The following is a 4,729-nucleotide window of genomic DNA, read 5'->3' as shown; positions in this document are numbered from 1 at the left end:
AATATCGCTTCGCGTGTGCCCACAGATTTTGAGATTTTCACCACGCGTGAAATTTTATCACATTGAAATTGCGTGATATTATCTCAGGCACTGCACTAAAATGTGCCTACAACCCGCAAACATAAGCTGAAGTCATTCCAAGAACCGTTTGGTAGAATCGGATCGTCGAGTCTATGTTTCGTACAGTGAGCACGAAATGATCAAGGCGGTCAATTTGCATAATAATTGCGACCTGTTTTCTGGTACATTATATTACATATTCAACTCAATTCATTTGGTTCAACAAGTTAATGATTTGAGTTAGTGGTAATATGTTGTTCTCAGCATAATATAGAATTGCGAAATTATTAATTGCCTGAATGTGTTTTCCTTGCTGTTTAGATTTTTCTGCCCGATTTCTTAACTTAGATAAAACTTCAATAGTTACTTCTTCTTGTTTCATATATTTCTTTAGCTATTCAATTAAACTTGTAGCGACTTTGAATTCTTCTGTATTTTCCGAATACAAAGACTTTGCTTCATTGGCAATGACAAGACCACGTTTCAAATCTATATTATGACTCGACTGTTTTCTTTTTAATGCACTGGAAACTTCAAAAGTGAAATTTTTAAAAATCTTTTTTCTGTCATTTTCGTTTGTGATATTTTTTTGTAAATACGATGAAGCAAGAATTAACGAAGTTGTATTATTGTAGTCTAAATATGTTACTGCATTTAGTAATTGGTGAGCTTCATGGTATCGCTCTGCTTTAGCGAGTGACTTTGCCTTTTTTATTACATCGTCAGAAACAAGTTGAGCCAATATGGTTGACTTGTAATCTTTGGAAATATTTTTATAATTAATTTCTTCTATTTGCCCATCTGGGCCAAGTTCTATATTGACTTGTTGTGAATAGACAGATGAGGGACAAACGAGAAATGCCGCTAAAAATAGTAAATATTTTATATTCATGATTTTTTTGTTTGGTTGAAATATAACGCCGCAAATAACCGGTGCAAATGTAGCGCAGCGGAATTTGCATCCGAGTTAATTTGCCTTGTTAGCACATTTAAATCTCTTATGGAGTTCGATAACGCCAGAATAACCAAATTTTTTTAAATATGGCGTAAATATATTTTTATTATCAGTCAGTTCAGAATCAAAAATCTGATCAGTCCAGTATTCAACAGGCTTTATATCTTCAACTTTAATAAGCTTTACTGAAACATAGTGATTTAATAGGTTAATGAATGTGAAAAGATCATCAAAAATAACCCTACAATAACGTTCATCTTCATTATATCCTCTGCCGTCAGGCCCATCGATACTATCATGCATGGCTCTTTCATAGATAGACCATGAATATTTGAAATCATGGTCTTCATTTCTTGTATCTTTAAATTTTAATGGGATTTTAGATTTACCATGTTCCCAATCTAACATTTGGCACGCCAAAACCAGAACCTCATTCGATAATAATCTATCAATTTCTCTTGATGCGAATTCTGATTGTTTCCAACGTTGTCCCTTTTTGTATTGAATATATCCAAGGGCGAAACCAAAGGATGCGATAGTAACAGTTCCAATTTGAATGTAGTTGTCTATTGATAGCTGCATATCTTTCTCTCTGCTAACGAACGTGGTCAGCGGGCGGCGCTGCAACTTGGCGCAGCAACGACCTTAACGAAAACCGCCAACGTCGCCCCGTCCGCTGGACTGGCCTGGTTAGCTGGGGAGGTACATGATGGCTACACGATATGAACTTAGGATTAACGGTGGTTTCCTTGAGTGTTTTAGTGAACTAAATACGCAAACCTTAGACAAATATAACCGGTGCGCTGAAGACTTCCCTGACGACTTGGTGCAACTTGTGGAAAGTAAAACGACCATAATCAGGACAAATTTTGACAGCTAACGCTGCTGATCGTAAGCGATCACGGGGCACCGAATCTGCAGTGTTATCGGCCTGCTTACGTACAGGCGTACGCTGCACAGGCCGACGCCTAGCATCTCCGGCCCCCCGTAACCGCTTACAGTTTCGATAATACGAGTTCTTTCAGGGGGTCCCCTGATCGCTTACTGCTGATCAGCCGCACGTTTTTTTGTTTCGGCTGCATTAGCCTGGTTGGGCAGCCTTGAACACATGCCTATACTGTCCCTGCAGCTCGAGGATTAGGACGGTAAAGGAGCAACCCTATTGCCGCAAGAGTCGCAAACGATGCTCCAGCAATAAATGTGGCTGAGGCGCCGAATAAACTCCATAATGACCCCGCAATGACGCTTGCCAGTAGGAGTGCTCCGCCACTTATTAGATTAAAAACCCCGAAGGCCGTACCGCGAAGCTCAGCCGGTGCAGTATCGGCAACAAGTTTCGAGAGCAACCCTTGGGTGAGCGCCATGTGCAAGCCCCAGAATACCGCACCAATGAATGCAATCCAAGGCGATGTAGCTATCGCCAACAAGACATCAGCAGCGACAAGGACCCAAAGTCCAAACAATAAAAGGGTTCGCGCCGGAAGCCGGTCTGCCGCCGCGCCCGCTGGATATGCAAATATGGAATAGGCAATATTCATGACAATCATTATCGCGGGTGTGTAACCGATTGCAAGACCGACGTCCTGTGCTCGAAGAATCAAAAATGCTTCACTGAAACGAGCGAGGGTAAAGACTGCCCCGAGTGTGACAACAAGCCAGTACTGCAAGGATAAGCGTTTGGCATCAGTCAATGTCAAGTGGATTCTGGGACCAGCGCCATGTTCCGAAGATTCGGGTTCGCGCAGCGCAACAATAAGCAGAAACACCGCGAAGAATGCTGGTACGACGGCAATCCACAACACGGCTTTGATGTCGTTCGCTAACCAAATCATGAATACCACCGCGAACAGCGGCCCGACAAAGGCCCCGGCCGAATCCAGAGACTGGCGTAGGCCGTAAGCCGCACCTCGAAGCTGCGGCGGTACGATATCGGCGACCAGAGCGTCACGAGGCGCACCGCGAATACCTTTACCGATACGATCAACAAAGCGTGCTCCAAACACCCACCCAATCGTTGTTGCAAGCGGAAATATAGGCTTGCTTATGGCACCCAATGCATATCCAAGCACGGCGAGGAACTTGCGTTTCCCGAAGTAATCGCTGAGTGCACCCGAAAACATCTTCGTGATTGCAGCGACTCCCTCAGCAACACCTTCGACGATCCCAATCGTAACCATGGACGCACCGAGTACCGTGGCCATGAATATCGGCAAGAGACTGTGAACAAGTTCGGACGAGATGTCCATGAACATCGAGACAAATCCAAGCACCCAAATGCCTCCCGGCAATTTGCGTTCGATGTTCTTGGCTGAATCTATCGATTCAGGGTTATTTGGTTGTGATAAGGCCATGAATGCTATTTTCTAAGCTGCCCATTAGCGCCGACAGCTAAGTCGAGGCGCTAATGGTTCAGGATAACCGGCGGCGACATGCTGCTTGCCAACCACCGCAATTTTAGATTTTACTTTTAAATTTGCACAGACGTATTTTCCGTCCGGTTGATTACTTTGATACTAGTGCAGGCCCTCTCCTCAGGTAACAGACCATCCGTTATCCTTTGAGAAACACAAACCCTCAAAGAAAGGAGCCTGCTCATGAGATTCTACACCAAACAGCACAATTTTTATTGAACTGATCAAACCTTATCGTGTCGGCTTGGTGGTCGACTGCGAGTGCATGTTTACCTAGTATTGGCTCGCCGATCTGTGTGCTGACGAAGGGATCGATTTTATTCTCGGTCATGCCCTCTATTTGCGCGCTATTCATGGCGGCAAGGCCACATATATTCAGGGGACATAATACCTATTTCCTGTCAACTCGTGACCTCCCCTCTGTTCTCAACATCAAGTCCCGACCGGTTAACTTCTCCAGAAAAGTAAGTCGATCTTGATCATCAGAAAAGATGTCCGCTTTTCGCGGGTAGGTACGCAGGTTAACGGTTTCTTTTTTCACCCGCAAGATTTCTAAAAAGGTATTATGTCCCCCGATTCTACTTACACTTGTTAGCCGCCCCGCGTGCGAATTCTCTGCTCATCAGGAACCTTGACCGATAATGCTTTCAGCTGTTCATTCGGAAACCGGAGCAACTTTTCTCCAATTCCAGAACGGTGCGAATAGTAGTCAAAAATAGGTTGCCCTGGGCCGTTGTAAATTTCTTCAAATGTGCCATCCCGATTGATCTTGATGCCCAGATAGTACTCAGGAACGGTTTTGAAAGTGAGAGCATCTTGGAAAGTCGCCTTAATCTGCACGCGACCACCATTTAAAGCCGTTCCATCGTGAGTGGGCTGAGACACTTCGTCCAGCTCAATTTCATAAACCATTACCGCTATCACTTCGCCGATATCGCCAACCAATCGTCCATCAATGGTGAATTGGCGGTCCGGGAAGGAATCTTTTAAATGAGAAATTCCAAAGAATATTGATTCAAGAGCTTTGGCAATTTCCTGCCTAGTCGGCATGGAACCTCCTTACGGCTAACACTTGTTTAACCCGCATTCCCCATAGCTTTAGCGGCGGGGAATGTCGGGTTGAAACTTTTGTTGGACGAAGCCGCTGCGCGGCAGAATAAAAACCAGTGTATACTCGTGTAAGAGTTTAATTTTCAAACACTTACAGCAAGGAGTATACTATGAACAAGGCCGAAATTAAACGATTCGAGTCCCTCTATGAGCGCCACCTGCAAAAGCTTGCGCTACAAGGGAAAAGCGCCAA

General features: G+C 44.3%; 5 protein-coding genes and 2 pseudogenes. 1 reads left to right on the top strand and 6 read right to left on the bottom strand.

Annotation, left to right across the window (positions count from 1 at the left end; all coding sequences use genetic code 11):
• Positions 1-133: 133 nt before the first annotated feature.
• The 5 genes and pseudogenes from JWJ90_RS24065 to JWJ90_RS22355 form a co-directional block, all read right to left on the bottom strand.
• A pseudogene (locus JWJ90_RS24065) lies at positions 134-220 on the bottom strand (VOC family protein); the annotation flags it as partial.
• Positions 221-265: 45 nt separating this feature from the next.
• Positions 266-442 carry a hypothetical protein gene (locus JWJ90_RS22370; RefSeq protein ID WP_205229442.1) on the bottom strand — a complete coding sequence of 59 codons (177 nt, stop codon included), beginning with the start codon at positions 440-442 and terminating at the stop codon, positions 266-268.
• Positions 443-454: 12 nt separating this feature from the next.
• Entirely contained in the window at positions 455-952 is a 498-nt protein-coding gene (locus tag JWJ90_RS22365) for a hypothetical protein (protein WP_205229441.1), read from the bottom strand.
• A gap of 75 nt (positions 953-1,027) precedes the next feature.
• Positions 1,028-1,597 carry a hypothetical protein gene (locus JWJ90_RS22360; protein WP_205229440.1) on the bottom strand — a complete coding sequence of 190 codons (570 nt, stop codon included), beginning with the start codon at positions 1,595-1,597 and terminating at the stop codon, positions 1,028-1,030.
• A gap of 530 nt (positions 1,598-2,127) precedes the next feature.
• On the bottom strand, positions 2,128-3,366 hold the full coding sequence (locus JWJ90_RS22355; protein ID WP_205229439.1) for an MFS transporter: 1,239 nt from the start codon (positions 3,364-3,366) through the stop codon (positions 2,128-2,130).
• Positions 3,367-3,676: 310 nt separating this feature from the next.
• On the opposite strand from JWJ90_RS22355, the pseudogene JWJ90_RS23410 reads away from it, so the two are divergent.
• Positions 3,677-3,790: pseudogene (locus JWJ90_RS23410) on the top strand (IS110 family transposase); the annotation flags it as partial.
• Positions 3,791-4,017: 227 nt separating this feature from the next.
• On the opposite strand, the gene JWJ90_RS22350 reads toward JWJ90_RS23410, so the two are convergent.
• Positions 4,018-4,476, bottom strand: a complete 459-nt coding sequence (locus tag JWJ90_RS22350) for a DUF6998 domain-containing protein (protein ID WP_205229438.1) — start codon at positions 4,474-4,476, stop codon at positions 4,018-4,020.
• Between the last annotated feature and the right edge of the window lie 253 nt (positions 4,477-4,729).

The organism is Desulfobulbus rhabdoformis (genome assembly GCF_016919065.1).
Classification (GTDB): Bacteria; Desulfobacterota; Desulfobulbia; order Desulfobulbales; family Desulfobulbaceae; genus Desulfobulbus; species Desulfobulbus rhabdoformis.
This window is presented reverse-complemented; position numbering and strand designations above follow the sequence as displayed.

What these genes read in the sequence shown, in the direction of transcription:
- JWJ90_RS22370 (WP_205229442.1), bottom strand. Translation starts at nt 442, where the DNA reads ATGAAACAAGAAGAAGTAACTATTGAAGTTTTATCTAAGTTAAGAAAT.
- JWJ90_RS22365 (WP_205229441.1), bottom strand. Translation starts at nt 952, where the DNA reads ATGAATATAAAATATTTACTATTTTTAGCGGCATTTCTCGTTTGTCCC.
- JWJ90_RS22360 (WP_205229440.1), bottom strand. Translation starts at nt 1,597, where the DNA reads ATGCAGCTATCAATAGACAACTACATTCAAATTGGAACTGTTACTATC.
- JWJ90_RS22355 (WP_205229439.1), bottom strand. Translation starts at nt 3,366, where the DNA reads ATGGCCTTATCACAACCAAATAACCCTGAATCGATAGATTCAGCCAAG.
- JWJ90_RS22350 (WP_205229438.1), bottom strand. Translation starts at nt 4,476, where the DNA reads ATGCCGACTAGGCAGGAAATTGCCAAAGCTCTTGAATCAATATTCTTT.